The 24,968-nt window shown below is 24.7% G+C and carries 31 protein-coding genes and 1 pseudogene; 23 read left to right on the top strand and 9 right to left on the bottom strand.

Features of this window, described 5'->3' with window-relative positions; genetic code table 4:
* The first annotated feature begins 131 nt into the window (after nt 1-131).
* The 16 genes from AACL22_RS04055 to AACL22_RS03980 all read left to right on the top strand — a co-directional run bounded on the left by AACL22_RS04055 (nt 132) and on the right by AACL22_RS03980 (nt 10,855).
* Nucleotides 132-344: a hypothetical protein gene (locus AACL22_RS04055; RefSeq protein WP_338989786.1), complete on the top strand. Its 213-nt coding sequence runs from the start codon at nt 132-134 to the stop codon at nt 342-344.
* Between the two features lie 835 nt (nt 345-1,179).
* The gene (locus tag AACL22_RS04050; protein WP_338989784.1) at nt 1,180-1,452 is read left to right on the top strand and encodes a hypothetical protein; all 273 of its coding nucleotides are present in this window, start codon (nt 1,180-1,182) and stop codon (nt 1,450-1,452) included.
* The gene (locus AACL22_RS04045; RefSeq protein WP_338989782.1) at nt 1,436-1,912 is read left to right on the top strand and encodes a hypothetical protein; all 477 of its coding nucleotides are present in this window, start codon (nt 1,436-1,438) and stop codon (nt 1,910-1,912) included. The genes AACL22_RS04050 and AACL22_RS04045 overlap by 17 nt, the downstream gene beginning before the upstream one ends.
* A gap of 213 nt (nt 1,913-2,125) precedes the next feature.
* Nucleotides 2,126-2,284: a hypothetical protein gene (locus tag AACL22_RS04040; protein WP_338989005.1), complete on the top strand. Its 159-nt coding sequence runs from the start codon at nt 2,126-2,128 to the stop codon at nt 2,282-2,284.
* A gap of 488 nt (nt 2,285-2,772) precedes the next feature.
* The gene (locus AACL22_RS04035) at nt 2,773-2,973 is read left to right on the top strand and encodes a hypothetical protein (protein ID WP_338989780.1); all 201 of its coding nucleotides are present in this window, start codon (nt 2,773-2,775) and stop codon (nt 2,971-2,973) included.
* A gap of 50 nt (nt 2,974-3,023) precedes the next feature.
* Complete coding sequence (locus tag AACL22_RS04030) at nt 3,024-3,287, top strand: hypothetical protein (RefSeq protein WP_338988671.1); 264 nt, start codon at nt 3,024-3,026, stop codon at nt 3,285-3,287.
* The gene (locus AACL22_RS04025) at nt 3,254-4,180 is read left to right on the top strand and encodes an IS3 family transposase (RefSeq protein ID WP_338992965.1); all 927 of its coding nucleotides are present in this window, start codon (nt 3,254-3,256) and stop codon (nt 4,178-4,180) included. The genes AACL22_RS04030 and AACL22_RS04025 overlap by 34 nt, the downstream gene beginning before the upstream one ends.
* Complete coding sequence (locus AACL22_RS04020; RefSeq protein ID WP_338989778.1) at nt 4,170-4,505, top strand: hypothetical protein; 336 nt, start codon at nt 4,170-4,172, stop codon at nt 4,503-4,505. The genes AACL22_RS04025 and AACL22_RS04020 overlap by 11 nt, the downstream gene beginning before the upstream one ends.
* The gene (locus tag AACL22_RS04015; RefSeq protein WP_338989776.1) at nt 4,498-5,232 is read left to right on the top strand and encodes a hypothetical protein; all 735 of its coding nucleotides are present in this window, start codon (nt 4,498-4,500) and stop codon (nt 5,230-5,232) included. Before AACL22_RS04020 ends, AACL22_RS04015 begins: the two co-directional genes overlap by 8 nt.
* Nucleotides 5,233-5,271: 39 nt before the next feature.
* Entirely contained in the window at nt 5,272-5,769 is a 498-nt protein-coding gene (locus AACL22_RS04010; protein WP_338989088.1) for a hypothetical protein, read from the top strand.
* A gap of 189 nt (nt 5,770-5,958) precedes the next feature.
* Nucleotides 5,959-6,867 (top strand): hypothetical protein, encoded by a 909-nt coding sequence (locus AACL22_RS04005; RefSeq protein ID WP_338989775.1) that lies wholly within the window; start codon nt 5,959-5,961, stop codon nt 6,865-6,867.
* A 12-nt stretch (nt 6,868-6,879) separates the two neighbouring features.
* Nucleotides 6,880-7,245, top strand: a complete 366-nt coding sequence (locus tag AACL22_RS04000; RefSeq protein WP_338989011.1) for a hypothetical protein — start codon at nt 6,880-6,882, stop codon at nt 7,243-7,245.
* A gap of 9 nt (nt 7,246-7,254) precedes the next feature.
* The gene (locus tag AACL22_RS03995) at nt 7,255-7,815 is read left to right on the top strand and encodes a hypothetical protein (RefSeq protein WP_338988787.1); all 561 of its coding nucleotides are present in this window, start codon (nt 7,255-7,257) and stop codon (nt 7,813-7,815) included.
* A gap of 15 nt (nt 7,816-7,830) precedes the next feature.
* Nucleotides 7,831-8,100 carry a hypothetical protein gene (locus AACL22_RS03990; protein ID WP_338988785.1) on the top strand — a complete coding sequence of 90 codons (270 nt, stop codon included), beginning with the start codon at nt 7,831-7,833 and terminating at the stop codon, nt 8,098-8,100.
* A gap of 14 nt (nt 8,101-8,114) precedes the next feature.
* Complete coding sequence (locus AACL22_RS03985) at nt 8,115-9,368, top strand: hypothetical protein (RefSeq protein ID WP_338989773.1); 1,254 nt, start codon at nt 8,115-8,117, stop codon at nt 9,366-9,368.
* Nucleotides 9,368-10,855, top strand: coding sequence for a hypothetical protein (locus tag AACL22_RS03980; RefSeq protein WP_338989771.1), 1,488 nt, complete (start codon nt 9,368-9,370; stop codon nt 10,853-10,855). Before AACL22_RS03985 ends, AACL22_RS03980 begins: the two co-directional genes overlap by 1 nt.
* 295 nt (nt 10,856-11,150) lie before the next feature.
* Here the strand turns inward: AACL22_RS03980 and AACL22_RS03975 are convergent, their stop codons facing one another.
* From AACL22_RS03975 to AACL22_RS03960, 4 genes are all read right to left on the bottom strand, one after another.
* A complete protein-coding gene (locus tag AACL22_RS03975) occupies nt 11,151-11,300 on the bottom strand; it encodes a hypothetical protein (RefSeq protein WP_338989769.1) in 150 nt (49 codons plus the stop codon).
* A gap of 516 nt (nt 11,301-11,816) precedes the next feature.
* A complete protein-coding gene (locus AACL22_RS03970) occupies nt 11,817-12,119 on the bottom strand; it encodes a lipoprotein (RefSeq protein WP_338989767.1) in 303 nt (100 codons plus the stop codon).
* 13 nt (nt 12,120-12,132) lie between these two features.
* A complete protein-coding gene (locus tag AACL22_RS03965) occupies nt 12,133-13,503 on the bottom strand; it encodes an ETX/MTX2 family pore-forming toxin (protein WP_338989765.1) in 1,371 nt (456 codons plus the stop codon).
* 455 nt (nt 13,504-13,958) lie between these two features.
* Nucleotides 13,959-15,695, bottom strand: coding sequence for a hypothetical protein (locus AACL22_RS03960; protein ID WP_338989762.1), 1,737 nt, complete (start codon nt 15,693-15,695; stop codon nt 13,959-13,961).
* A gap of 66 nt (nt 15,696-15,761) precedes the next feature.
* Between AACL22_RS03960 and AACL22_RS03955 the strand changes: the two are divergent.
* A pseudogene (locus tag AACL22_RS03955) lies at nt 15,762-16,741 on the top strand (IS30 family transposase).
* A 124-nt stretch (nt 16,742-16,865) separates the two neighbouring features.
* Here AACL22_RS03955 and AACL22_RS03950 read toward each other — a convergent pair.
* The 5 genes from AACL22_RS03950 to AACL22_RS03930 form a co-directional block, all read right to left on the bottom strand.
* Nucleotides 16,866-17,138, bottom strand: a complete 273-nt coding sequence (locus AACL22_RS03950; protein ID WP_338989760.1) for a hypothetical protein — start codon at nt 17,136-17,138, stop codon at nt 16,866-16,868.
* A gap of 67 nt (nt 17,139-17,205) precedes the next feature.
* Nucleotides 17,206-17,613, bottom strand: coding sequence for a hypothetical protein (locus AACL22_RS03945; protein WP_338989758.1), 408 nt, complete (start codon nt 17,611-17,613; stop codon nt 17,206-17,208).
* Nucleotides 17,614-17,624: 11 nt separating this feature from the next.
* Nucleotides 17,625-18,023: a hypothetical protein gene (locus AACL22_RS03940; protein ID WP_338989756.1), complete on the bottom strand. Its 399-nt coding sequence runs from the start codon at nt 18,021-18,023 to the stop codon at nt 17,625-17,627.
* A 289-nt stretch (nt 18,024-18,312) separates the two neighbouring features.
* Nucleotides 18,313-18,591 carry a hypothetical protein gene (locus AACL22_RS03935; RefSeq protein ID WP_338989755.1) on the bottom strand — a complete coding sequence of 93 codons (279 nt, stop codon included), beginning with the start codon at nt 18,589-18,591 and terminating at the stop codon, nt 18,313-18,315.
* 6 nt (nt 18,592-18,597) lie between these two features.
* Entirely contained in the window at nt 18,598-18,735 is a 138-nt protein-coding gene (locus AACL22_RS03930; protein ID WP_338989753.1) for a hypothetical protein, read from the bottom strand.
* Nucleotides 18,736-19,684: 949 nt separating this feature from the next.
* Between AACL22_RS03930 and AACL22_RS03925 the strand changes: the two genes are divergently transcribed.
* The 6 genes from AACL22_RS03925 to AACL22_RS03900 all read left to right on the top strand — a co-directional run bounded on the left by AACL22_RS03925 (nt 19,685) and on the right by AACL22_RS03900 (nt 24,794).
* Nucleotides 19,685-20,482 carry an L-lactate dehydrogenase gene (locus AACL22_RS03925; RefSeq protein ID WP_338992994.1) on the top strand — a complete coding sequence of 266 codons (798 nt, stop codon included), beginning with the start codon at nt 19,685-19,687 and terminating at the stop codon, nt 20,480-20,482.
* A gap of 406 nt (nt 20,483-20,888) precedes the next feature.
* Nucleotides 20,889-21,344, top strand: a complete 456-nt coding sequence (locus tag AACL22_RS03920; protein ID WP_338989751.1) for a hypothetical protein — start codon at nt 20,889-20,891, stop codon at nt 21,342-21,344.
* 16 nt (nt 21,345-21,360) lie between these two features.
* Complete coding sequence (locus AACL22_RS03915; protein ID WP_338989749.1) at nt 21,361-22,929, top strand: PTS transporter subunit EIIC; 1,569 nt, start codon at nt 21,361-21,363, stop codon at nt 22,927-22,929.
* Between the two features lie 204 nt (nt 22,930-23,133).
* Nucleotides 23,134-23,310 carry a DUF262 domain-containing protein gene (locus AACL22_RS03910; RefSeq protein WP_338989747.1) on the top strand — a complete coding sequence of 59 codons (177 nt, stop codon included), beginning with the start codon at nt 23,134-23,136 and terminating at the stop codon, nt 23,308-23,310.
* Nucleotides 23,307-24,350, top strand: coding sequence for a DUF262 domain-containing protein (locus AACL22_RS03905; protein WP_338992993.1), 1,044 nt, complete (start codon nt 23,307-23,309; stop codon nt 24,348-24,350). Before AACL22_RS03910 ends, AACL22_RS03905 begins: the two co-directional genes overlap by 4 nt.
* A gap of 3 nt (nt 24,351-24,353) precedes the next feature.
* A complete protein-coding gene (locus AACL22_RS03900; protein ID WP_422397497.1) occupies nt 24,354-24,794 on the top strand; it encodes an HNH endonuclease family protein in 441 nt (146 codons plus the stop codon).
* Nucleotides 24,795-24,968 lie beyond the last annotated feature (174 nt).

Below are 24,968 nucleotides of genomic sequence, written 5' to 3'. Positions count from 1 at the left end.
TTTTATAAATTATTATGATACTATTATCATAGTTAAATAAAAAAAAGAGAATGATTTAGTAGAGTGCACACCAAAAAGTAAGTAAAATAAAAAAAGATTTTGCTAAATTTTTATAGGGGGTGCATTTTTATATGGCAAAAAAAGGACAAAAATATAACAAATATACATCAGAATTTAGAACAAAAATCATTGAGGAAATTAAACAAAAAAGTTGTTGAATAGTAGCAAAACAATATATTATAAATGCAAATACAGTAGAATCTTGATGAGCAAATCATAAAAAAGGAAAATTAAACAATCCTAAAGGACCTAAAATTTCTTTTGGCAAAAGAAATTTAGAATAGGCGTCCTGTACGATGAACCGGCAAAAAACAACTCTTGTGAGATTGTTTTTTTTATTTTTATATTAAAAAACATAAATTTATTTGCATTATTCATCGGATAGTATCTTTAAATTTAGAACTTTTATCATAAAAAAACAGATTAAATTCTGTTTTCCCTACACAAAATAAACAATATTTTTATAAATCCTTTCAATAAAGGTATTATCCGATGAATAATGCGGCACTTAAAATTTAATATTTTGATGCTTAAAGATGAATAACTCATCTATGGCACGAAGCCTTAAAGAAAGTGTGAAAGCGATTGGATTTACTACTCCTATTTATTTCTTTAATTCTCAGCAAGATTAATCACTTGCGAAATGTCAGAGCGCGTGTTTTTTGCTTGTTTTCATAAAAAGAGTGCTGTTAAACCGAAAAAACAATATCGGACACTAAAAAAACAAGAGGGTTGGAACTCCAAAAGGTTATTTTCTTTATATAAAGTTGTCTAGGGATGGATGAAGCGTAATTAATAACTGGGTAAACTGTTTCTTTGTTTATTTCCGTATGGGGGTAAACTTTATCAAAATATCTTATCCCGCCCCCGCTCACCTTCAAAGTGAAGCGGGGGCGAAGTAATTAAATACTAAAATAAATTATTTACTAAATATCAAAATATTAACCAATAAAGGAATATTATGTTTTTTACAGAAAGGAAAATATTTGATGAAAAAATGAAATAAAAAAATTAAAAATAAATTACAAGAATTAATGATACGAGCTTATCTAGTAACGGTAAATGATATTAATGATGAAATTTGAGCAACAAATAAAAATAATTAAGGAGTATAGATAAATGACAGAATATAAAAGTTTGTATATTAATAAAACTTGAAATGAAATAACAACGTCATTTGATTGAGTTAATTGTCAGCCTGTTAATTGTCGTATTTCACATCATAAAAAGCATTATGATTTGCAATGTTTAGAATGAGCCAAAATGTACTTAATTTTATTTGAAAACAATTGAGATGTAATTGCTTCTTATATGCAACATTACAAAATTAACGATATTTTAGATTTAGCATCCGATGGATGAAAAATATTACAAATTGACAAAAAAAAATAAAACAAATAAATTAAAATATATTATTGCAATTGACCCTGCTGGAATTGGACAAACTGGTATGATTATTTATAATGTTTTGCAAAAGAAAATAATTAATAATATTACTTTTAATTCTAAAAATGAAGAAGAAGCAATAAATAATATGTATTTAATATTAAATGAGTTTAAAAATAAAATTTGTTCTTATTTAAATAAAGTTATTGTAATAATTGAAGATTATCAACTTAATAAAGGTTTAAAAATAAAAAATCCATTAGCTACTCCTAAATTTATTGGTGGTTTAAAAGTTTTATGTAAATATCTATTTAATTTAAATTATGTTTTACAATCGCCAGTTGTTAAGAAAAATTATATTTATAAAGGAAATATTAAAATGACAGAGCACGAACACGATGCTTGAAAACATTTACAATATTTTATAACAGAAGGAGTTGATAAAAATGGCACAAACAAAAAGTAATTTACTTAAAAAATCAATAACTAATAAATCTAAAATAAAAAAGTTAATAAATTAGAATTAACTGTTAGATTACATGAAAACCCAATTAAAACTAAAATTAAGGCACTGGTTGCTGCTGGTGTTGAAGTTGATGCTTGTTCTGCGAAATGTCAGTGAGAAGGATTAAATTACTCAACATTATCAATTTATAATCCGTCAGTTGTATCTGCTTTTTTGAAATTAAAAAAAGATGATGAGATAAAAATTAAAGGCTCAGTATTTAATCAGTTAAATATAAAAACTAAACGCTATTTTTTATCTTTTCGAGTCGATAGTTTCGAAATTATACAAAAAGCGATTAGAAAAAGAACAAATACAAATATTAAAAAATAGGAGGAAAAACAAAGGCATTAAAAAATGTAAAATTTGTTCTTATTGATAAAAATAATGAACCTATTAAAAATGAAGATGGTAGTTTAGATATTAAAACTGCTGAAATTATTTTAGAAAATACTGTTGAAGTTGAAGAATTTAATGCAAGTAATTTAGAAAATAGTAATCAACAAATCAACGAACTACAAACAAAAAATACTGAATTAACTTCACAAATTGAAGAACAAACAATTCAATTAAAACAAATTGAAGTAATTGATTTTATTAATTCTTTAACTAATAATGAAGATTTTAAAAATGTTTTATTAAAATCTTATGATATTACTGATGATATTGAAATCATTAAAGTACAATTGCAGAGTGTTTATGATGAATTAATTAAGGTACAAACAGTTAATACTGGTGGCGTACCAAAATCAGAAAATAAAGAAAACAATATTTTAGATACAGACAATGTATTTAATAAATAAGAAAGAAGGTATAAAATTATGGCACAAAATCCACAAAGAATATTCGGCGATATTGTTAATCAAGCAACACAAAAAGATTGTGAATCATTTGACCAATGATATTTACAAACTTATCAACAAAAATTTAGCTGAGAGGCATTATTTGCGTGAAAAGAAGCAAATAAGTTTGGTTTAACATATAAAAGAAAGAAAAATATTAGAGTGCACCCCAAAAAGTAAGTAAAATAAAAAAAGATTTTGCTAAATTTTTATAGGGGGTGCATTTTTATATGGCAAAAAAAGGACAAAAATATAACAAATATACATCAGAATTTAGAACAAAAATCATTGAGGAAATTAAACAAAAAAGTTGTTGAATAGTAGCAAAACAATATAATATAAATGCAAATACAGTAGAATCTTGATGAGCAAATCATAAAAAAGGAAAATTAAACAATCCTAAAGGACCTAAAATTTCTTTTGGCAAAAGAAATTTAGAATATTATAAAACAAGGTATGAATTATTAAAAAAGCTCCATGACTTTTACAATTAAGCAAACTAAGAATTGTCTCTTTTATTAAACAAAATTTTTGTGAATATTCAATAAAATTATTACTAGAAGTAACAGGGTTAAAACGTAGTTATTGAGATAAATATAAAAATTATGACAGTAGCAAAAAAGATAAAAAAGCAATAAATGATATTGTAAAAGTCTATGAAGAAAATTTAAAACAATTTGGTTATCGAAGAATTACTAAATATTTAAAGGAAGATTATGGTATAAAATATAATTCAAAAAAAGTTTTAAGAATTATGCGTGATAATCAAATACAATCTGAATATGTAAGAAAAATGAGAAGAAAAATGAAATATAAACAGAATAAAGAAAAAAGCTTATTGCAATATCCTGATTTAATTAATCGTAAATTCAATGATATAAAAACAAGGTTTTCAGTACTATATACTGATGTAACATATTTAATTTGAAAAGGAGAAAGATATTATCAATCAACAATTATTGATGGATATACTAAAGAAATAGTTGATGTAAAGTGATCTAAATATAATGACAATAAATTAGTAATGGATAATTTAAATGATGCAATTAATAAAATAAAATTAATAAAAAAAGATCTGAATGGAATAATAATTCACTCAGATCACGGATATCAATATACATCCACTATTTATCACGATAAATGTTTATCTAACGGTATTACAATTTCAATGGGAAAAAATTACCACTGTGCAGATAATATTGTTATAGAAAGTTTTCATTCATTACTTAAGAAAGCTACAATCCATAATAAAATATATAATTCACATGAAGAATATATACAAGATGTTATAAAATGAAATACATGATATTCAAATCGTAAAGAAAAAGATATAATTAAAAAAAGTAAATACTTTTTATTAGTACTTACTAAAATGGGTGCACTCTAATATTAAATATAATGAAGGTATAGGAAAAGATAAAAAAGTATTTAATACTGATGATAACCTACTAAAATATTCAACAGTGGAATTTGAAGATGGAATTGTTGAATTAGATACAATTTTAACTTTTGCTCGTAAATTAGACCCCGTAGAAAGTGATTTTAATCCCAATCTTTGAGCGGCTGATATTGAGCAAGCAATGGATACTGAAGTTGCTTATAAACGCAATAAAATTTTAGAAATTATTAATAAAGGAACTGTTACAACTATTCAAGGACAAAAAAGCAGATGATACAAATGCTTTACAAATCCACGATGAAATTATGGATAAAATATATGAAAATGGCTTTACCCCATCAGAAACAGTTGTCTTGGGTTCGGCTGATTTTATTCGTGGAATTCGTAATAAATTACAGTTACAACTTGGCGCAAATGACCAAATAAATAGCGTAATTGAAACAAGTGGAGCAATGAAAACTGTTGAAGGAACAACATATTATATGGTTCCTAAAAAATTACCAATTATTAATAAAGATGGTTCAGAAGGAACAATTGAATTATTACCAAACGGAGTTAATGCAATTGCCTTTAAATTTAGTAAAAAATATGATCCTCTTATTTTACGCAAAAAAGACCATACTCCGCTAAGGGTTGGTGCTGCTGCGTTAGGTACTGGAATGGGTAATACTTTAATTATGGAAAGAGTTTTATATTTAGGTGGAGCAGTAGTTGAACCTAAAGGAATTATTAAACATATTGTTACAAAAATTGATATTAGTAAAATTAATAAATTAGATAAACCAACTATTCATGTTGTAAATCCAACACAAACAACAGCAGAACAGTTAAAACCACAATTTAAAGATGTTGTTTTAAAAGCAGTTAAAGCCGTAAATAGTTCTTTAACTGAAAGTGATTTTGATTACTTTATTGAAAGTAAAGGTGAAGATTGACCAATTAATATTACAAATGATAAAACTGTTTCTGTTCAAATTGAAGGTAAAAACAACGCTACTGGTCAAACATCTCCGATTGATGTTAAAATTAAAAATTCTTAATAGTACTAAAAAATAGTACTTTTTCGTTTGATAAATGATATGCCAATTAGAACATCTAAAACAGCTCTTATTTATGCTGTTAAAAAAAATCCAACTAGATTGTCAATCCAACAACAAGAAAAAAATTTTGGTTTACAGTTATTAGAATTTTTAGGAATTCAAGTTTTAGCTCTTGGTTTATCAGTTTTAACTGGTGGTATTGCTTCGGCTGTTGGTCTTGGTACGGGATTATCTAATTTTGCCGCAGCATTTATCTCGTTTGGAGTAGAAACAGCAACCGATTTTGCCGTAAATCAAATATATGATAAATTAACATCAGAAGTAACAGCAAAAAGTACCGCCTTAAATTTGTTACCAGCAATTGGCGGTGTTGGTAAATTAACGCGTGCTGCTCGAACAACTAGAATTTTAAAATTAGCAAAAGAAACTAAATTACTTGAAAAATTAGGTGTAATAACTGCTAATAATTTAGAAGATGTTGTAAAACAAGTTACAGGCAAAAAGATTTTATCTGATAAATTAATATTTGATTTTTAAAAGCAGGCTAATAATGAAACTTTATTATATACAATTGGAAAATTAGCCCGAAATGATTTTTATAAAGGTTTTAAAGTTTCTAATTTAGAAACAATTAATAATTTATTAAAAATTGAGAAAAATATTCAAAAAATAAGCCCTACATTAGTTCAAAAAATACCGCGCGTAAATGAAAAAAATGCTAATAAATTGTTATATGAATATGGATTAAATATTGATAAAATAAGCAAAATTAATACTAATGAGTGATATAACATTATGACTAATCTTCATAAAAAAGGTGTTGGTAAAAATCTGCTATTAAATGCTAATTTAATGCGGAGCAGTAAAATATATAATAATAAATTATTAAATATTTTTCACCAAACACCAATTAAATTAAATAAAATTTTAAATCATTTAAACCCAAATTTTTATATTCAAAAAGTAACTAAAAAATTATTAGCTCCAATTGAAAAACAAATAATTACAATTAAACAAAAAGTAATTAATAAAATTACTGATAAAACTAAAAAAATATTCTCTAAATTTGAAACTAAAGCTATTAAAAAAGGCCAATTATTACCCTATGCTTATGGTTCTGATGTTTTTTTAGCAGTAAAAATTGTTCCATTATCAGTTGCGGGAGAAGTTGCTTTAACAATATATTATAAAAATCCTAAATATGTCCCTATTGTCGTTATGACAACTTTAATCAAAGCAGAACAGTTTGTTTTGGCTCCTGAACCGTTTAAATTCTATATGAACAGTGAGTGGTTTATTGGTTGGGGATTTAAAAAAACAAGTTTGTTTAATTTAGTTTCTTTTGCCCCACTTGTTTATCAGCAAGTAGTAAAAGATAGTTTTAAAATATATCGGATAATTGCTAAGATATTAAAAATGCAAGAACAATTTAAAAATAACTTTAATAAAGATAAATTGTTAAATACGCTAGAAGATAGTGTGGTTACTAGTTTGTTAGGTAATGGACTAGTATTTCAAGCATATAAACAACTCAGAACAAAACAAGATTTAAACAAAACAATTAAAACAAAAACATTACTAAATAGTAAAAAATTTATATTAAAGAAAATATATTTTAAAAAAAGTAAATGATAAGGAGATGATTAAATGTTAAATGAATTATGACAAAATGTTACTTTGGAAAATTATAATAATTTTATTCCAATGACAGGTAAAATTACACAAGTTCCAGTTCGTTATAATAAGTTCTTTAAAGGTGATGTAGAATTATGATTTAAAACATTTGCTTTAAGAGCCCAAAATATGATTAATTCTTACTTAAACTATCCATTTTCAAAACTAAAGTTTGAAACATTTAAAGATCCATTATTAAAGAAAATTTGTATTAATATGGTGTTTATTACGATTGAGCATTGAACATTTAACCGCATTCCAATTGAATTTTTTACTTCGGCAAATATGAGTGTTGGTGATATTAATTATTCATCGCAAAATGACCCTATGATTACTTAACAAGGTCTATTGCCTACCTATGCAAAATCATTGGCTAATTTAACAACTTTAAAGAAAATGTTTCGTACTTTTCAAGAAGAAGGTATTGATTTAACAATGATTGATTTAGAAGCATATTATACTCAATTAGAAGTTGATGCTTTATTAGATAAACTTGTTATAGAAAAAATTAAAGATGAAAAACTTGCAAAAATAAAAGAAGAAATTTTAGATGAATTAAAAAAATCAATTGTTATACCAAAAGTTCCAGATTGAGAAATTGTTGATACTAGTGATTTTAAAGTTGGACAAAAAGGATATACTATTCCTAATTTTGATAAAGAAAATTATATTTATAGAATTTGAGCCTCAGGAAAAAATATCAAAGGAGATTTAAAAAGTCAAGGGATGTTGCAAACAAGGCATAGTTTTAGACAAACAATAGGTGTTATATATGATCAAATAGGTGTTAATAGTGCATGTTTAGCATTATCTATTAATCCTGATGGATTGATTAATATTGGAGTTAATGGTCCAGCAACATTTAGACCTTTGGGATTTGTGTTTATTGAAAGAAAAAAGGTAAATTAGAAAGGAGATGTTATTATGTCAAAAGTAAATATTAAAGATGTAATTATGTTTTTGAAAATCTTTGGAGTTTCATCATTGTTTTTTATCGCAGGAATTATTATTTGTTTTATAGGAGAAAAAACATTAGGTATTTCTTGACCGGCATATGTTATTGTTTCAGCAATGCTTATCGGAGCTGGAATTATAGTTTTGATTATTGAAACAATTAGATTTATCAAAACACATAACAAAAAACAAAAAGAAGATAGTATTGAAGATGTTATTAAAAAAGAAGAAACAAAATAAAGGGGAAGTTATAAATGGGATTGTTACCAGCAAAAAAGAAAATAAAAAAAGATTATGATATTGATAGTTATTATCTTAATTTAGCATCAACTATTACTAATCGTAAAAATGTTACTGTTCAAAAACATAATGAGATTTTAAAAAAAAGAATTTGTGAAGATAATGCTAATTTTTTAAATCCACGAGATTTAGAAATTAGCATTTATAATCCACTTACTAATCAACAATTAGATACTAAATTAATTAATAACTTTTTAAAGATGCAAGACTTTACTAATAAAAATTGATATAACGAATATAAAATTAATAAGAATGGTAGGGGTGCATACTTTATTTTTGTTAATAATTCAAAACTTAATTTTATTACTATTGATTTTTACAATGACCAATATGATGAATTAGGTAATTTAGTATCTTGTACTTTTGATTATGACTCTTATATTAAAAATGACCAGAGTATTTTTATTACTGAAAAATTAGAGATTAATGCTGTAACTAAACAAGTTAAAGTTATTAGAAAGTTAAAAACACGATTATATAGTACTATTACCGACTTATATATTGATGATGCTAAATGAAATAACTATACAACTTTACAAAGAGAAGAAATATTACCACTTAATTTTATTCCAATTCAAATTATTCCTAATAACCCTAATTTTGAGCCTTCTGCTCGTTATGGTAAACAATTTGCTAGTATTTTAGATATTATTGCTGAAAAGATAATGTTAGATCCATTATTAAATAGTGGTAAATTTACTATTAATACTAACGGCGTTACTGGTGTTGTTGACCAAGAAATTAGTAAAATGTTAGCTTCGTTTATTGAAAATGACTTGTTATTAGTTGAAGGAGACCCTGATAGTAATTTTCAACCAGTAGATTATATTGCGGGTAATTTTAAAGGTGAACAATTAACCAAAATATATGATTGATTATTAACTAATTACTATAAAATAAATCGCCATCATGTTCCCGCAATCGCCAAGGGAGCCCAACAAACACAAGCAGAAGTTGCGGGAGTAAATATTCAAACAAACGCATCATATGAACAAATGATATATATTAGAGAAATTAAATTAACTGAATTCATTATTAAGTTAATTAAATATGATAATGCGATTTTAAACAGTAGAACATTCAATATTAAAAATATTGATGAGTTAATTGTTGATGTTCGCTTACCAGTAAATGCTACTTTAAACAGACAATTAAAAAACAACGAAACTATTATCAATATGCCTAATGAAGAAGGAGAACAAGAATAATGTTAAAACCATCTGAAAAAATGTTAGCACAATTAGCGGAAAATGATGAACCAATTGACTATTCAATCGATAGTATTCCGTTAGATTTTGCTGCTCAATCGCAGTACAGCAACCCTGATTTAGAACAATTATTTACTGAAGACCGTGCAAGAACCTTATATATTTATAAAATTAATAATATTGTTAAGACAAAGCAAAAACCAATCTTAAATTACTCTCAAAATAGCGTTAAAATAGGTTTTATTGACAAAGATGAATATATTAAAATAACTGGTTATGAAATTAGTGATTTTAACTTTAAATTACAAATTCAACAAAATACCACAGTCCAAGATAATAGCACAAGTTATGTTATGATTGATGAAAAAGATATTTTAATTAATGATATTTCAAAACAAGACAAAGAATTTTTAGAATCCTATGACTTAAAAATAGTATCTATTAATGAGCCAATTAGTGAAGATAACAAAAATGAATGTTATATCATTGAAGAATACAAAGGCCCTTATTCACCCGATGGTGTTAATATTATTAAATCTATGCATTTAGTTAAAATAACTGATTTTAAATGAAAAAACCAAAATAGTATTCATTTAGTATTACAAAAATCATTACCCGAAGACACAGTATTTACTGGGATTGAAATTAAATACCCTAAATCAATGTTATTTGGAAATATTAAGTGTTGAGGAAATGTGAATGGTGTTTATTCTTATCCATCATCAATAGTTGAAAACGCTAGTTTAGTACCTTTACTATCAATGCCAATTGAAACAAACCCTAATGTAAGAATATTTCAGTATTGATTTACTGAAAGTTTTTTACCATGAAGTATAGCCAAAAACTATATTCAAGGAAAAGATATTTTAGATTTGGTAAATAAAAATGGTTTAGAAAAAGTTTTATTAAATTATTTAACATATCGTTATAATTATGACCGTAAATTTCAAGGAGCAAAATACGATGAAAAAGGTAATCCTACCAATAAAGCGGCTGAACTGCGCCAAAAATTTGAAGGACAAAAACCAGAAGATGTAATTGATGGTTTATTTGAAAATTGAAAATTAGATAATTCCACATTTCTTAATGAAAATGTTGTCAAAAGATTTAAACAAATTATTTATATGTTATCAAATTATACATATAGCAAGTATGCAATTAATAAAGGCTATAATGATGATATTAAATTAATTGCTCCTTATTATTTTAAACTAATTTCAAAACCAAATAGTTTAGAAGAAGGATATTTTTATTTTTCAGATTGTCAAGTACAAATATATTCATTATATTTTGATTTTATTGGTTCTAATCCACCAATTACAGTAAATTATTGAAAAGAAATTAAAGCACAAGAAAAACCATTTAATCAAGTGGATAATAAATGATATTTTGCTATATGGAAACCTAATAATTCTATTTATTGAAAAATATCAAAATTTAAACACGATACAAATAAAGGAAAAAAAATGAGGATTGAGATCCATTAAAACCATATTATATTGATCTCTTTTTATGGGTTTTTGAAACAAAAGAACAAGATTTATTAATAGATGATCAATCAGAAGGTAAAATAGAACGAATTTTTTGAAATGAAGATAAGGGACGAAATTTTAAAGCAGTTTATCGTTGAAATGGTGGTGGTGAACCTCTTAAACCTTTAATTGATTCAAGTACTAGAAAAATTATTGATTGAAATTTAAAACAACAAATAAATGTTAATAATAACAAAGATAATGAAATTAAAGTAAGTGTTAAAAACAAAGATATTTCAGAAAATCCTATTTATCGATTAGAAGCAAATTTTTTTAATTGATTATCCGTAACAAATGAATTAGAAACAAATAACATTCCTTCTCTTATTCCATCAGAAATTAAATTATCTGATGGTGAATATGGGAAATATTTAACTAATTTAATTGTTTCTAATGACAAAATAGAAAACTATTTAAATTATTTTTCTGAATGATATAAATTACTTTATTCTAAAATAGATTGAATTAGTACAATCGAAGATTTAATTGATTATAGTATTAAAATAACTTTTGATAAAAAACTATTTAATTTAAATCAAATTGAAATATCAGGTATATGAGGTTATGGTAATTATGAAATTACAATTTTTACTGAAAAAGAACAAATTAATATTAATAATTTACAACTATTTAATAAAAATAATGAAAAATTATCATTAATTATATTAGAAATATAAAAAGTCATTTATTAAAATGACTTTTTATTATTCATTAACTTTTACATTACCGGTTTTATCAATAATTAAATTAGGTACATTAGTATCTTCTAAATTTCAACGATAAACTGCTTTAAAATTTCGTCCCTTATCTTCATTTCAAAAAATTCGTTCTATTTTACCTTCTGATTGATCATCTATTAATAAATCTTGTTCTTTTGTTTCAAAAACCCATAAAAAGAGATCAATATAATATGGTTTTAATGGATCTCAATCCTCAATTTTTTTCCTTTATTTGTATCGTGTTTAAATTTTGATATTTTTCAATAAATAGAATTATTAGGTTTCCATATAGCAAAATATCATTTATTATCCACTTGATTAAATGGTTTTTCTTGATATGCTATTCATTCTAAAATACCATTTTTTGTTTTTATATTATTTTTTTCTTTTAGTTTATTTAATTGTTCCTCGATATATTGTGGTGTATTACAGGCAACTAAACTGGCTGTACTTGTTCCTATTAAAGTGATTGTTCCCAAAAGACTTAATTTCTTTTTCATATCGTGTTTATAATTAATTCTTTACTACCACTATATCTGTTTTTTTATTTTTAAATGTTACATTTTTTTCTTCCGAATTTAAGGGAATAGCTTCCCCAATCTCAGTCTGATGCATAATTATTTCTTTTTTACTTTTAATATCATAGTAAAAATTTATACTATTATCATTATTTATTTTTATTTTTGAGGGTAAAATTTCATTTTCAAATAAACTAAGCATAGCATCTTTAATTGAAATATTAACTATTATTTCATTATTATTTTTATCAATTAATTTTGCACTAACCATACCTTCAATTTTTTGATAATAATTTAAAATAAGCTCTATATTATTTTGTAAAGAAGTAACATAAACTGAAATTTTACTATGTGGTGGCACCTTTACTGGTTGAGATGGAACAGTTATTGTTGTAGTGTTTGTGGTTGTTTTAATTTCTGTTTCAGAAGAATTTGAAGTATCTGTTATAGTATAAGTTTTTGACTTCCCTCATGTATAATCACCACCAGCTTCAACTGCAACTTCAAGTTTTGCACCAAAAACAACAGGGACACCAGCATTACTACTAGCTTTTGCTGTAACTTTAGTATTTACATTTGTACTTCAATTATCAGTATTTGATGTTGTTTCTGATTTAGAAAATCCATTCATTTTTTGAAATGTATTTGTTTCTGTTAATTGTTTAGAACAAGAAACTGTATTTTGAATTTGTTCAATACTACTATTATTTATAAATGTTGAGTTAGAATCTTTACAAATATCATTAAGATCTTGTTCTAAATTATATGATTTATTTTTTTGTGTTTCTTCTAAAACAAGTTCAGATTCTGTTAAATTTTTTAAATTAATATTTAAAATCTGTTTAATTTCAGAATTAGGATTTTGTTTTTTATGATATAAATATAACCCTCTTTTTACTTGATCTCTCATATTAATAATTTTAGATTCAATTAATTGCAATGTATCATATTCATAAACTTTATTATCTTTTGAACCAAAGTATAATTTGTTATTTAAAGCTACCCCAGAAGATCAAATACCACCATTTGTTGTAATTACAACTTTTTGTTGTCCAGTTTCAGGATTATATTCATAAACATTATGATCAAAAGAACCAAAGTATAATTTATTATTTAAAACTACACCGGAAGAAATAATACTTTTATTTGTTATAATAACAATTTCTGAAATTCCAACAATATTATTTTTTTTATTATCTTGTCTTTTTACTCTATTTAATTTTTCTAAATTATTTTTTTGTGAATAATTAACTTTACTAATTTCTAATTTAGTTTCTTCTTTTTGATAGGGGCTAGCAGCAATTGTTGTTGGTACAGCGGTTCCACCAATAGTTAATAGACTTAATAAACTTAAAAGTTTTTTCATTTTATTATTTCCTTTCTTTTATCTTGAAAATTTTTATCAAGATCTATTGACATTATATATATATATATATATACAAGCACCTTTTAAACATATTTGAGAAAGGAAGTTATTTAAATGATTATTATTGTGATTATATTGTACTAATCTGGGCTCGCGGTGATTTTCATAAGTTTTGCGAAAAATGCCTTAAAGTTTAAAAAAACTTTTGCCGCGCTTTTCAAAATACTTGGGAAAAATTCTAAGCGTTAAGCGAAGAATTTTATAAAGGTTCCCAAATTTGTTTGAAAGAACCTCAAAATCTTTTTTAACTTGTAAGTCATTTTATCACAAAAATTTAAGAAAATCAACCGCTCGCCCAAAACCTAAAAAATCTGCTATTACAGATTTAATAAAAATATAGATAAAAATTAATTGAAATATTCTCTAATTTTATTTCAATAATATTATAATACATTTTATATACCCATTTTAAAGCGATACGGATAAGAACCATAAAACAAAGCATCATATGGATCGTGGTACATTTTACTGTCGGGTGTGTTTGTTTTGGTATCGCTAAATCTTAATTCACTAATACACTTATCTAAAAATGGGAAGTTATATAATATACCATATATTTTGCCTTGAACAAACATTTTTCTTATTCATGTTACACGATTAATTATTCCCGCTTCTTTATTAAGGGATGTCTGATGTTTTTTGGCTTTAAACATCTTAATTTTATAACCTAAATAAGGGTAAATATCTTCTTGTAATTTTTGCATAAAGTCATGAGCATTAATATCATAATGAAATGTAGCATATTCAAAACCATCAAATTTATCAAAACAGTTAATTATTCATTGTCCGTAATGTTCAACTATTTCATTTAAATTCATTGCGTTTTTTGGGGTAACAACATTTTCTTTAATTAAATATTTATCATATTCATTATTTTCATTAATTTTATAACCACTAAATAAAAATACTGTATGGTCTTCACTACCATTAGCATAATCAACACCAATTGAATAACTATCAAATTGATATTGTTTTGTATTTGTATTATAAAAATCTTGTAAATTATACTCTTTAATATATTTACGATAATTTCGTAAAACATAAATACTGGGGTCATTATCGTTATATTCAAAACCGTAATATTCAAGTTCAAATAAATCGGGTCGTTCTTCTTTATTTGCTAAAACAATTTTTTTGGTAATATCAGGTATTTTATTTCAAACAGCCCCCATAGTTAAACGCAAATTAAAAATACCCAAACCATTAAATGCTTGTTTGTTTTCTGAATATACCTGATTGTGTTCTTTTAAAATATTTTTAATTCTTTCATTTAAAGGTAAATATGGCGTTACAAATTTTTCATAAAAGATATGGTATTTATCAAAAGGATTAAAGGTAAATTGATTAGAATATGTTTTATAAAAATATGTTGTAACTGTTATATATTGTTTTGCTATGTTGTCTCATTCTTGAAATGTCCAAGATAATTCTTTTACTGGAATAGGATTATCTAAATTATATTGTTCATTATCATTTTCATCCGTGTATTTTTCGTAAGACACTTTTAAACTTTTAGAACGAAACATTGAAACTCTTAAATTATTATATCTTTTATCTAGTTCTTTATCAGTTAAGATTTCTTTTTCTTCAGCATGTATCATTTCGTCAGTTCATGCTGATATAATACCACTACCTTTACCAACTTTCCCCATAATTTTATTACCATTAGCATAACCAGCAAAAGCAATGCGAACACCACTAGGAAAAACAATTTCGCCACCTTCTTTAACATTTTTAGGTCAAACAATACCATTTTCATTGTCATACCCTATATCAATCCCATATTTATCATATAGATAGTTGCAGACATTAATTGTATCGCCAAATGTAGTATCTTCGTGGGTATTGGCATATCTTCGTAAAATGTTAGATGAAGCATCGGTAAAATTACAAGCAAAAAATAATTTTTCTGCTAGGTGATTTCATGTCTTATTAGTACCACGCCCCGCTGAGACAAACTTAAAAAAACATGGCGAAGTAAAATATCGGGCATAACTATCACCAACAAAATCTTTAAATACTTCTCAATCAAAACCAAAATTATAGTCACTAAAATTTAAATCATATTTTTTATTTAAATGTTCATAACTAGTAATTCGTTTTTTATTATTAATTTTACTAAATTCTTGCATATTTATTGACCTCTTTATTTTATATATAATACATTATAAGAAAAAATGAAAGGAATTTGTATAAAAATGAGAAAATTTAAACATTTAACATTTGATGAACGAGATTTATTTAAAGATTTATTATTATCTGATACTTGTAAAAAGAAAAATGGCACAATTAATTTATCTGAAATATCACGACAAACGGGTCGTGGAGTTAATACTGTTAAAAGAGAAATTAAGCGATTTAAAAATATACAATATTATAATCCATATCAAGCACAAAAAGATTATAAACAAAAACGTAAAAAATGCATTAAAAAACTACCTAAATTTACAAAAGAGCAGTTAGATTTTATTAAAATAAGATTTAATAAATACCACGATACACCCGAACAATTAATTTATCGTTATTTCTTGGAATTTGGTGTTAAATTTCCTGTTTGTGTTAAAACATTGTATAAATGAATTCGCTTAGGTGAACTTGGATTAAAAAAGAAAATTTACCCCATCGTGGTAAAAAATACAAAACAAAAGGAAAAACTGATAATCGTGGTAAATTAACTAACTTTAAATCAATTTGAGATATTGAAAATAAAGTTTCTAATGTTGGATGATTTGAAATGGATACTGTTGTAGGAAAAGACCATCAATCTAGTAATTTAGTTTTAGTAGAACAATCAAGTAAAAATTATTTTGTAATGAAATTAAAAAATAATACTGCTAATGAAGCTTTAGAAAAATTTAAAGATATTGTTAAAAATAATAATTTAATTGGGAAAATTAAAGGAATAATAACTGATAGAGGAAAAGAATTTAGTAAATGAAGAGAAATGAAAATATTTGCTGAAACACAAGTTTATTTTTGTGACCCCGGTAAACCACAACAAAAACCATTAATTGAGCATATGAACGGTGAATTTAGATATTGACTTTCTAAGGGAATTGATTTTAATAATATTAGTCAAAAAATGATAGATTGAGTAGTTAATGTTATAAATGATAAACTCCGACCATGTTTAAATTGATTAAGTGCAAAGACAATGTTTTTACAAAATTTTAAATAAATTTATTAGTTAAAATTTAATAAATTATTTTTAGTGCGCTTAAATATGAATAAAATAAGATAAAATTACAAAAATTTAATTTTTTCTGAAAAAGTTGTTGCAATTTATTAAAAATATTTTATTATTAACTTAACAAGATATAAATTTGCCGTTTATATATACACAGCGCCTCAGTATTAAATACTTTCCCATCTTTACCAGAACCTTCATTATATTTAATATTTTTCTTTCTTTTATATGCTAAACTAAATTTACTTGCATCTTTTCATGCAAATAATGCTTCTCAACTAAATTTTTGTTGATAAGTTTGTAAATATCATTGTTCAAATGTTTCTCGATCTCGTTTTGTTGCTTGATTAGCAATATCTCCGAAAATTCTTTGTGGGTTTTGTGCCATAATTTACTTCCTTCTTTCTATTTATTAAATACATTGTCTGTATCTAAAATATTGTTTTCTTTGTTTACTACTTTTGGTACGCCCCAGTATTAACTGTTTGTACCTTAATTAATTCATCATAAACACTTTGCAATTGTGTTTTAATGATTTCAATATCATCAGTAATATCATAAGATTTTAATAAAACATTTTTAAATTCTTTATTATCAGTTAAAGAATTAATAAAGTCAATTACTTCAATTTGTTTTAATTGAATTGTTTGTTGTTCAATTTGTGAAGTTAATTCAGTATTTTTTGTTTGTAGTTCGTTGATTTGCTGATTACTATTTTCTAAATTAATTACATTAAATTCTTCAACTTTAGCAGTATTTTCTAAAATAATTTCAGCAGTTTTAATATCTAAACTACCATCTTCATTTTTAATAGGTTCACTATTTTCATTAATAAGAACATATTTTACATTTTTTAATGCCATTGTTTTTCCTCCTATTTTTTAATATTTGTATTTGTTCTTTTTCTAATCGCTTTTTGTATAATTTCAAAACTATCGACTCGAAAAGATAAAAAATAGCGTTTAGTTTTTATATTTAACTGATTAAATACTGAGCCTTTAATTTTTATCTCATCATCTTTTTTTAATTTCAAAAACTCAGTTAAAATAGATGGGTTATATATTGATAATGTTGAGTAATTTAATCCTTCTCACTGACATTTCGCAGAACAAGCATCAACTTCAACACCACCAGCAACCAGTGCCTTAATCTTAGTTTTAATCGGATTTTCATGTAATTTAACAGTTAATTCTAACTTATTAACTTTTTTATTTTTTATTTTAGGTTTATTAGTTATTGATTTTTTAGGTAAATTACTTTTTGTTTGTGCCATTTTTATCAACTCCTTTTGCTAAAAAATACTGTAAATGTTTTCAAGCATCGTGTTCGTGCTCTGACATTTTAATATTTCCTTTATAAATATAATTTTTCTTAATGACTGGTGATTGTAAAATATATTTTAAATTAAATAGATATTTGCATAAAACTTTTAAACCACCAATAAATTTAGGAGTAGCTAATGGATTTTTTATTTTTAAACCTTTATGAAGTTGATAATCTTCAATTATTACAATAACTTTATTTAAATAAGAACAAATTTTATTTTTAAACTCATTTAATATTTAATACATATTATTTATTGCTTCTTCTTCATTTTTGGAATTAAAAGTAATATTATTAATTATTTTCTTTTGCAAAACATTATAAATAATAATACCAGTTTGTCCAATTCCAGCAGGGTCAATTGCAATAATATATTTTAATTTATTTGTTTTATTTTTTTTGTCAATTTGTAATATTTTTCATCCATCGGATGCTAAATCTAAAATATCGTTAATTTTATAATATTGCATATATGAAACAATAACATCTCACTTGTCTTTAAATAAATTTAAGTACATTTTGGCTTATTCTAAACATTGCAAATCATAATGCTTTTTATGATGTGAAATACGACAATTAATAGGTTGACAATTAACTCAATCAAATGATGTTGTTATTTCATTTCAAGTTTTATTAATATATTTACTTTTATATTCTGTCATTTATCTATACTCCTTAATTCTTTTTATTTGTTGCTCAAATTTCATCATTAATATCATTTACTGTTACCAGATAAGCTTGTATCATTAATTCTTGTAATTTATTTTTAATTTTTTTATTTCATTTTTTCATCAAATATTTTCCTTTCTGTAAAAAAACATAATATTCCTTTATTGGTTAATATTTTGATATTTAGTAAATAATTTATTTTAATATTTAATTACTTCGCCGCCCGCTTCACTTCGGGGGGTGAGCGGGGGCGGATAGGATATTTTGATAGAGTTTATCCCCCATACGGAAATAAACAAAAAACAGTTTACCCAGTTATTAATTACGCTTCATCCATCCCTAGACAACTTTATATAAAGAAAATAACCTTTTGGAGTTCCAACCCTCTTGTTTTTTTAGTGTCCGATATTGTTTTTTTCGGTTTAACAACACTCTTTTTATGAAAACAAGCCAAAAAACACATGCTCTGACATTTCGCAAGTGATTAATCTTGCCGAGAATTAAAGAAATAAATAGGAGTAGTAAATCCAATCGCTTTCACACTTTCTTTAAGGCTTCGTGCCATAGATGAGTTATCCATCTTTAAGCATCAAAAAATATTAAGTTTTAAAGATTGAATTTTGGATTAATCGTTAGATAGTATCTTTATTTTTTTATCTCATTATCTTTTTTAATTCTTTGTTTATTAAATATATTTTTTAGTAATTATATTTAACAATTAACTAACAACTAAATAAAACAATTATTCAAAATTTTTTAAGAAAAGAAAGGATGGATTTTTCTGAAAAAACATATTTTATTAAGTGTAAAAGATACTATCTAACGATTAATCCAATAAATATAAGTATTTTTTACAAAATAAAAAGCACTTTATTCTTTTTCAATAAAGTGCTACATTTGCATTTACAATTTACAATAGATAAATATTTATTAGAATAAGATATCACCAACCGAATAATTTACTCCCTCCATTATGTACTAATTGATGCGTTTCGACAAGCAGCAGAAGGGAATGCTATTGATTTATCAGATGCAACTGCTGTTTTAGAAAATCGTTTTAGTACAATTAAAGCTGGTGATTATAGTGATTGTAAAGATGCTGATTTAATTGTTATTACAGCAGGAAGACCACAACGAGATGGTGAAACACGATTAGATATGGTTACTGATAATGCAAGAATTATGCAAGATATTGCTTTAAAAATTAAAGCCTCAGGTTTTAAGGGTGTTACGCTAATTGCTTTAAATCCGGTGGATGTTCTGGCATCAGTTTATCAAAAAGTAACTGGTTATGCAAAAAAAGTTATTTCTTCAGTAACAACTTTAGATTCAGCACGTTTAAGAAGATTAGTTGGTAATAAATTAAACATTGCTCCAGTTAGTGTTAATGCTTATGTTTTGGGTGAACATGGTGATTTATCAGTTTCTGTTTGATCAAAAGCTTCAATTATGCAAAAATCAATTGCTGATTTTGTGGCAGAAGGAAAATTAACAGAAAAAGATTTAGAAGATATGCACCAACAAATGATGAAAATGGCTTATACAATCATTGATTTGAAAAAAACAACTTTTTATGGAATTAATGTATGTTTATTTTCAATTGCAAAAGCAATTTTAAATGATGAAAGATCAACCTTTTTAATTGGTGCAAAATGTGAAGGTGAATATAATGTTACGGGAACTTACATTGGTGTACCAGCAGTTATTGGTGTTAATGGGATTGAAGAAATTATTGAGTAAAAATTAACAAAAGAAAAGCAAGTTAAATTTGAAAAATCAGCGACACAATTACATGAAGCTTTAAATGTTGCTCTTGCAGCATTAAAGTAATATTTAGGAGGACTTTTTAAGTCTTTTTTTATGTTAAATTTATAATATTTTTTTCTTTTTTAAAAGAAAAATGTGGTATCATTATCTCATAGGATTGCCTATTTTTATATTAACCATGTATTAACTATGTATCAATTATCAACAATATCAATTTAATATATACAAAAAGGAGTTTTTAAATATGAAAAGATTTACTTTAGGAATGATTGCAGCGACAACGACTTCAGTTGCAGGTATGCCAAATATTAATAAAGGAACTTCAACAGTTTAAGCGCATAAATTTGCACAAGAGGCAGTAGAATATAGTATTGCAAGTATGACAGGAACAGATACTTTTCCTGCGCAAAAACTTGCCTCTGGTTTTGTCAATAAACAAAAAGCTTTAGTTTTTGAATATGGAAACTATGCTAAGACTTGAGCAGAATTTGTTCAAAAATATCCAAAATTTAAATTTACTACATTAAGTATGAAAACTAATTTAAAAGGAGACCAAAAAATAAGAGATTTGTCAAATATTACTTTTAACACTGCTGATTTTAAATTACAAGAACGAAATGGTCAATTTATAATTGACACAATTGAATCAAAATATATTACTGATTTTATTCGTTTATCAGTTCTTGGTCAAGTAAAAGAAGACAAGAAGATTATTAATTTTGGTGTTGTATATAATATCAATATTTCACAACAATATGTTAGACCTTATTTTTTTTTAGTTCAGAAACTGACAAAATCCAGTTTTACAGTGAATAAAAAATTAATTTGTTTGTAAAGAAAGGACAATAATTTTGAAAATTGATAGGTTGTATCAAATTAGAAAAAATGGAAAAGGCTATCGTAACAATAGTAATAAAATTAAAATTAGAAATATTTATGAATATTTTATTAAAATTATTACTTTAATAATTATTCCATTATTATTAATTGTTTTAATTTATGGAATTGGCTTGATTTTACAAGAATATACTAGTAATCTTGTTGCCCTAACGATTGGTGATGTTTGTATTAAGATTGGAAAAGCAGTCTTTAACAATTTATCAATTATCTTTTGTTTAGTAACAGTGATTAGTATTACCAACAATGTAAAAGCTGTAGCAATTGCTGTTACTGGCTTTTTAGTTTTCATTGTGATGCAATATGCATTAATTCAATATAAAATAACCCCAGAAGGAAAACTTTATGTAACAAGTATTCTCTTCTTTTACCAAGGTAAAAATTTAGCAATGTTTTTAGGCTCAAGTTTTGGCCTTGTTACTTTAAATACGTCAATTTTAGGGGGAATAACAGTAGGAATTATTTCATCATACATTTACATTAAGTGTATTGATTTACGCTTGGCAAAACCATTTGGTTTATTAAATGGTTTTCCATTTGTTACCTTACTTGTTGTTTTAGCAAGTATGTTCTTAGCGTTATTTTTCTTATTACTATGAATTGTAATTGCAATTGTTTTAAACCATATTTATCAATGAATGTGACAACAAAATGCAAACCATTTTTTAGGAGCTGCTTTTGTTTATGAACTATTAAATACATTATTAATTCCATTTGGTTTTAAAGATCTTGTTACTAATTTATTTATTAACCCAAATGTTGAATTATTAAGTCAAACAGAGTTTGAAAATTTATTCAAAAATATTGCCGTGCATTATGGTTGAATACACAATATTTTTGATGATACTTGGAATAATGCCACAATTCAAAAAGTGTGGGATTTTACTAACCAACCAACATTTGAAGAACGTCATTTAACAATTTTAGATTGACTTAACTTACTACCAATTGACCGATTACCACAAGCAAATGGTTATTCTGTGCAAACTTATAATTGGTTTTTATCTAGTAATTTTGGTCATTTATTACAACTAAAATTACCACCAAATTATGCATTTGTCTTTGGTGGTTCGTTAGCAATTAGTACGGCCATTATTTTAACTAGTAAAAAAGAAAACCGTATGCCAACAGCAATTTTAATGACAGCAATTGTGGTGGTTACTATTTTAACAGGGAATAATGTTATTATTAATTTATTTACTTTCTTTGTTTCACCAATGTTATATTTTTGTGTTTATACTCCACTTGCTGGTCTTAATGGTTTATTTATGTCGATGTTTGATGTGCATATTTGAGTATCATTTGTTAATGGTTTAATTGATTTTATTTACAGAGGAATTATTCCAGTGGCCAAAGGAACTAATTTCTTTTGAGTCCCAGTCTTTACTCTTATTTGATTTGTTATTATTATGCCAATATTTTTGAAAGCAATTCTTTATTTTGATTATCCTTTTATTGGTCGAAGAGAAACGATTTTACCACGAATTACTCACAAGAATTATCATGAAATGTGGAATCATTAATGGAAAACAAATATATTATTATTTAGGTTAATGGAAAGGTGTTATAAAATAACACCTTTCCATGAACTTTTTAAATATCTATTAACATTATATTTTAGAATGTTATAATTATTATACAAAAACTATGCCATGTGGAAAATATGAAATGCTATTTATTTTAATTCATATTATATTAAACGGGAAATTTAAAAATAGGTGAAAAATATGTCAATCAAGAGTTCTGAAATTAAGAAAATAGGTTCTTTTATTTTTGGTGATACTTACTGAATACCTGATTATCAAAGAGAATATTCATGAGATAAAGAAGAACTTACTGATTTATGAATAGATTTAGAAGAAATGATTAATGGAGAAATGGAGTCCCATTTTTTGGGCAAATAGTTGTTCATAATAGTATTAATGAAAAAAAGAGTTTTATTATTGATGGACAGCAACGTATGACAACAACTATTATTTTACTATCAGTTTTTAGGAAATTTTTTGAAAGTATTAATTTAGAAGATTCAAAAGAGACTGCCAATGATATTACAAGTAAATATATAGGTAGAATTACTGAAACACGCGAAGAACAAACATTATATTTAGGTGAAAGTGATAGAATTTTTTTAAAAGATGTAATACAAGTCAAAAATCCAATAATTCCAAAGGAAAAATTGTCAAATTCACAAAAAAGAATTATATTTGCTAGTGATTTTTTTATAAAAAAGTTAAATGAAAAATTAAATGATATTATGTCAGAAACTTCTAAATATAATTATCTTAATAAAATATACAAAGTTTTTATTGAACAATTTAACATATTAGCTGTAAAAACTGATGATATTAATGAAGCTTTTATTATTTTTGAAACTTTAAATGCTCGTGGGAAAGATTTAGAAACAGCTGACTTATTAAAAAATCATTTATTTAGAATTTCTGATTCAAAAATAGATGATATTAAGGAAGAATGAAAGATAATGCTTAGTAAACTAGGGAAAATTGATCCAACAACTTATATACGACATTATTGAAATTCTCAAAATATTTTTTTACGTGAAAAAGATCTTTATAAAATAATGCGTAAAAATATTACTTCTCCAAAAAAATGTTTTGAGTTAGTGAAAGATCTATCTTTTTTAGCTGAAGTATATAGTAATTTAGTTAATCCGAGAGAGGAATCATATTTTTCAAATGATATTAATAAAAAATTAATAATATTAAAAGATTTGTCAGCAAAAACTTTTTATCCTATTTTATTAGCTTTAACAAAGCAGAATTTTGAAGATAAAGAAATATTAAAAATATTATCTGTACTAGAAGTTCTTGTAGTACGAAATTTTGTAGTAGCTCAAAAAGTAACAAATATTTATGAACTTAAATTCTCTAAAATTGCATTTAAGATTTCTCAAGAAAAATTAATAAAAATTGATGATATAATTTAAGAAATTAATAAATGAATTGTATCCGATGATGATTTTAAACAAGCATTTTCAACTTTTGAAATTAAAAACAAATCAGCAATTAGGTATATTTTAAAAATGATTGATAGTAGCATTTCTTTAGTTGCGCCAGAAATGAAAATTATTGATGATAATGCTATTGTTAATATAGAACATATTTTGCCAGTAGATTATAGTTTATGAAAAGATGTAACAATAGATTTTCATGATGAATATTTATGACGTTTAGGTAACTTGTCTTTATTAAATAGTGAATTTAATAAAAAATGTAGTAATTATCCTTTTGAACAGAAAAAAGAAATTTATAAACAGTCATCTATTGAAATAACTAAAAAAATATTAAATTATAATAATTGGACAGAAAAAGAAATAAATGAACGGCAAAAATATTTTACAAATTTTGCAGTATCTATATGAAAAAAATAGTTTTACATTTTATAATTTATTAAAAATATTTTAGTTGTAATAAGTATTTTAGGTTTGTTTGCAAAATAAACCTAACCAATGTGTAATTTTACTACAATTTTAGTTTTGCACTTTATAGTAAATTTATTTTAAAAAGAATTGAAATAATATTTGAAATTTTTAAATTATTACAAA

The organism is Spiroplasma endosymbiont of Seladonia tumulorum (assembly GCF_964020235.1).
Classification (GTDB): domain Bacteria; phylum Bacillota_I; class Bacilli_A; order Mycoplasmatales; family Mycoplasmataceae; genus Spiroplasma.
The sequence above is the reverse complement of the archived record's forward strand: the minus strand, read 5'-3'. Positions and strand labels throughout refer to the sequence as shown.